Here is an 838-nt window from a genome sequence, read left to right on the forward strand (position 1 = left end):
GTTCAATGCCCATGCCGGGCGTACACAAATGAGTCAACCTGACGCCTGTCGGTACAGGTCATTTAGGTGTTATGCATCTAGAACTGGAAAAATGAAAAAGTACGGCAAAATAGAAAATTTTAAATCTGAGATTCATCATTTGCTTTCCTCGGTGGAGGATGTGAAGTTGGCTTGTGAAAAAATCAAGCCAATATATTCAGATTTGATATTGGATATTCCGTTATTGAAACCGTTTGAGGTTGAGCTGGTTAAAACAAAGTCTCTTCAGTATGAGGTTTATTACCAGTCGTCACCGGAGATGTCTAAGCATTCAATAGCAATCATAAATAATAGCTATGAAGCGTACTTATGGGTAGATTGTGATGGTTGGTGTTTGGATGATAATTTCTATAATCTAGATGAAATAGCATCTAGCCTTTGTAAAGCTCCAGCATTTGAAAATATTCCAGAAAACGTACGAGAACTTAAGTCACTTATAGTTGAAGGACGTTGGTTTTATCAAGAGGGAAGTTTTCCGATCTTTGGTGGTGAAGTGCCATCAGATATGCAGGAGGTTTTGTCTTGGGATTCCTCTCATGTATTAGTAGGCACGAATAAAGAAAACATAGAGGTGCTGTCTCGTTTAGAGTGGCAGAAGCTTTGCGAGCGTGAAAATGTGTGGTTTAAAAATGGCAATGCATAATCGGGTAAGAACTGGTATATACCCACCTCGCTGGATACCAATAGCCATAAGGCCAGCAATGAGGTTGGGTTTTACTTCAGAGTGACGTTTATTAATAGTTAGGTTCAATCAGTACGATAAATATGTTAACAAAAGTAATCAAGCATGGAATTGTAT

General features: G+C 38.5%; 1 protein-coding gene. It reads left to right on the top strand.

The window, feature by feature from the left end; all coding sequences use genetic code 11:
* On the top strand, positions 1-682 hold a 682-nt coding region (locus KCG35_RS25770), incomplete at its 5' end, for a hypothetical protein (RefSeq protein ID WP_215822740.1).
* Positions 683-838: the final 156 nt, after the last annotated feature.

The sequence above is a fragment of the Zooshikella harenae genome (assembly GCF_018837975.1).
Taxonomy (GTDB): domain Bacteria; phylum Pseudomonadota; class Gammaproteobacteria; order Pseudomonadales; family Zooshikellaceae; genus Zooshikella; species Zooshikella harenae.